This window comes from Actinoplanes sp. NPDC051633 (genome assembly GCF_040681735.1).
In the GTDB taxonomy this organism is placed as follows: domain Bacteria; phylum Actinomycetota; class Actinomycetes; order Mycobacteriales; family Micromonosporaceae; genus Actinoplanes.
Genome location: NZ_JBFAZH010000989.1, coordinates 1 through 2911 on the forward strand (window position 1 = coordinate 1; position 2911 = coordinate 2911).

The 2911-nt window shown below is 72.8% G+C and carries 3 protein-coding genes and 1 pseudogene; all 4 read left to right on the forward strand.

Features of this window, described 5'->3' with window-relative positions; all coding sequences use genetic code 11:
- Window positions 1–445, forward strand: a pseudogene (locus AB0M20_RS35660) (ABC transporter ATP-binding protein); the annotation flags it as partial.
- On the forward strand, window positions 442–1203 hold the full coding sequence (locus AB0M20_RS35665; protein ID WP_364304958.1) for an ABC transporter permease: 762 nt from the start codon (window positions 442–444) through the stop codon (window positions 1201–1203). The pseudogene AB0M20_RS35660 and the gene AB0M20_RS35665, both read left to right, overlap by 4 nt.
- A 109-nt stretch (window positions 1204–1312) precedes the next feature.
- The gene (locus AB0M20_RS35670; RefSeq protein WP_364304960.1) at window positions 1313–2137 is read left to right on the forward strand and encodes an ABC transporter ATP-binding protein; all 825 of its coding nucleotides are present in this window, start codon (window positions 1313–1315) and stop codon (window positions 2135–2137) included.
- Window positions 2134–2911: ABC transporter permease (locus tag AB0M20_RS35675; RefSeq protein WP_364304961.1), on the forward strand; the 778-nt coding region annotated here is incomplete at its 3' end. The genes AB0M20_RS35670 and AB0M20_RS35675, both read left to right, overlap by 4 nt.

Below are 2911 nucleotides of genomic sequence, written 5' to 3' on the forward strand. Positions count from 1 at the left end.
CGCCAGGGCCCCCGCGCCCCGCCACACCACGGGGCCGCTTGTCGAGCCGCTGGGGGCGGACGCGGTGTCCGTGCTGCTCACGACGCATCTGCTGGACGAGGCGGAACGCCTCGCCGACCAGGTGGTGATCATGCGGTCCGGCCGGGTGGCGGCGACCGGCTCGCCGGCCGAGTTGACCGCGGCGGCCGGGATCGACCTGCTCGAGGTGCGCGCGGACGCGGGGCTGCCGATCGCGACGCTGGCCGAGCGGATCGAGGCGAGGGTCGCGGAGCCGTCGCCGGGGGAGTACACGATCGCGGGCGCGCTCGACAGCGCGGCGATCGCCGGGGTGCTTGCCTGGTTCGCGGCGGCGGAGGCGCACGTCACCTCGGTCAACTCGCGGCGTCGCACGCTGGAGGACGTCTACCTCTCGCTGACCTCCGCACCGACGACGGTGTCGCGGTGAGCGCCGGGACGTTCGCCCCGGCGCCCGGGCGGGCGACGCGCGGTGTGGTGATCCGGCGACAGATCCGGATGGAACTGCTGCTCACCGCCCGGCGCGGCGAAGCCGTCGTGCTGGCGATGGGCGTGCCGCTGCTGGTGCTGCTCGGGGCCGGCCTCACCCGTGCGACGAACGTGCCGTCGACGGACCGGCTCGGCTACGTGGTGCCGGGCGTGCTGGCGCTGACCGTCATGTCCACCGCCTTCACCGGCCAGGCGATCACCACCGGGTACGAACGCAGCTACGGCGTGCTCAAGCGGCTCGGCGCATCGCCGTTGACCCGGTCGGGCCTGCTGTTCGCGAAGACCGCGTCGATCCTCGGGCTGGTCGCCGTCCAACTGTTGCTGCTCGCGCTGGTCGGCGTCGCCGTGGGCTGGCGGCCTGAGTTCGGGCATCTGCTGCCGGCGCTCGGCATCACGGTGCTGGCCGTCGCGGCGTACTCGGGATTGGCTCTGACCCTGGCCGGGCTGTTGCGGCCCGAGACGGTGACCGCCGGCGCCACCCTGATCTATGTCCTGATGCTCGCCGCGGGCGGCATCATGTTCGCGGCGCCCGACCTCGGCACGGCCGGCTGGTTCCTGCTGCCGCTCGCCGCGCATGCGGAAGCGCTGCGCGACACGTTGACCACCGGCGCCAACATCCAGGGCCCGATCTGGCTGAGCCTGGGCGTCTGGGCCGCGGTCGGCGTGACCGCCGCGATCCGCGCCTTCAAGTGGGAGTAGCCGGGCCCTCAAAAGGCCGATGGCCCGGCGCTGTCCATCGATCGGTGGACACCCGGTGACAGTGGTGCGGTCGTCGCGGCCGGAGCGGCGTCGCGACCAGCATTAGGGCATGACAGCGATTGAAGTTCACGGGCTGCGCAAGGCCTACGGCGGGCGGGCGGCCGTCGCCGGGATCGACCTGACCGTCGCCTCCGGTGAGGTCTTCGCTCTGCTCGGGCCCAACGGCGCGGGCAAGACCACCACCGTCGAGATCCTAGAGGGGCATCGGCGCCGCGACGGCGGCGATGTCCGTGTGCTCGGGACCGACCCCGGCGCCGCCGGCCGCGACTGGCGCGCCCGCATCGGCATCGTCCTGCAGACCGCCACCGACGCCGCCGACCTCACCGTCGCCGAGATGGTGCGGCACGTGGCCGGCTTCTACCCGCGGCCGCGGCCGGCCGGCGAGGTCATCGACGCGGTCGGGCTGACCGACAAGGCCGGCGCGAAGATCCGGTCGCTCTCCGGCGGTCAGCGCCGCCGCGTCGACGTCGCGCTCGGCGTGGTCGGGCGGCCCGAGGTGCTGTTCCTGGACGAGCCCACCACCGGCTTCGACCCCGAGGCCCGCCGGCAGTTCTGGGAGCTGATCCGGGCGCAGGCCCGCGAGGGCACCACCATCCTGCTGACCACGCACTACCTGGACGAGGCCGAGGCCCTCGCCGACCGCCTCGCCGTGATCGCCGACGGCCGGATCGTCGCCGAGGGCAGCCCGGCGAGCCTGGGCGGACGCGCCACCGCGGGGGTCACCGTCACCTGGGATGGCCGCCGCGAGGAGGTCGCCGACCCCACCGGGCTGATCACCCGCCTGGTGCGGGAGGGCGCGGACCTGAGCCGCCTGACCGTCACCCGCCCCACCCTCGAGGACACCTACCTCACCCTGATCGGAGACGCCCGATGACCGCCCAAGCACCGGCCCTGCCGTCCACCGTCCGGATCGGCGTCTCGCGCGGCCGGGTGGAGATCCTCCAGTTCCTGCGGGACAAGACGGCGCTGATCTTCACGTTCTCGTTCCCGGCGATCCTGCTCATGCTGTTCGGCGTGATCTTCGGCGAGGAGGTCGCCGGTCCCGGCGTGAACGCCGCCCAGGTGTTCTCGGCCAGCATGATCGCGTACGGCATCGTGTCCACCGCGTTCATCTCGATGGGCGTCGGCCTGGCGGTCGACCGCGAGGACGGCACGCTCAAACGGCTGCGGGGCACGCCGGTCACCGCGACCGCGTACTTCATCGGCAAGTTCGTCTACGTCGCGGTGCTCAGCCTGGCGGAGGTCGCCGTCCTGCTCGCGATCGGCGTGCTGCTGTTCGACATGCCGTTGCCGTCCGAGCCCGGCCGCTGGTTCACCTTCGCCTGGCTGTTCGTGCTCTCGGTGCTCTCCTGCACGCTGCTCGGCATCGCGGCCAGTGCGCTGGTGCGCAACGCCCGCACGGCCGGCGCGATCCTCAACGTGCCGGTGGTGGCGCTGCAGTTCCTCTCCGGCATCTTCATCCACCCGATCACGCAGCTGCCGGACTGGATGATCACGCTGGCGTCGATCTTCCCGGTGAAGTGGATCGGCCAGGGCTTCCGGTCGGTGTTCCTGCCGGACGGGGCGGTCGTCCAGGAGGCGGGCGGCGCGTGGGAGCACGGCCGGATCGCCTTGGTGCTGGGCGCCTGGTGTGTGGTCGGATTGGTGC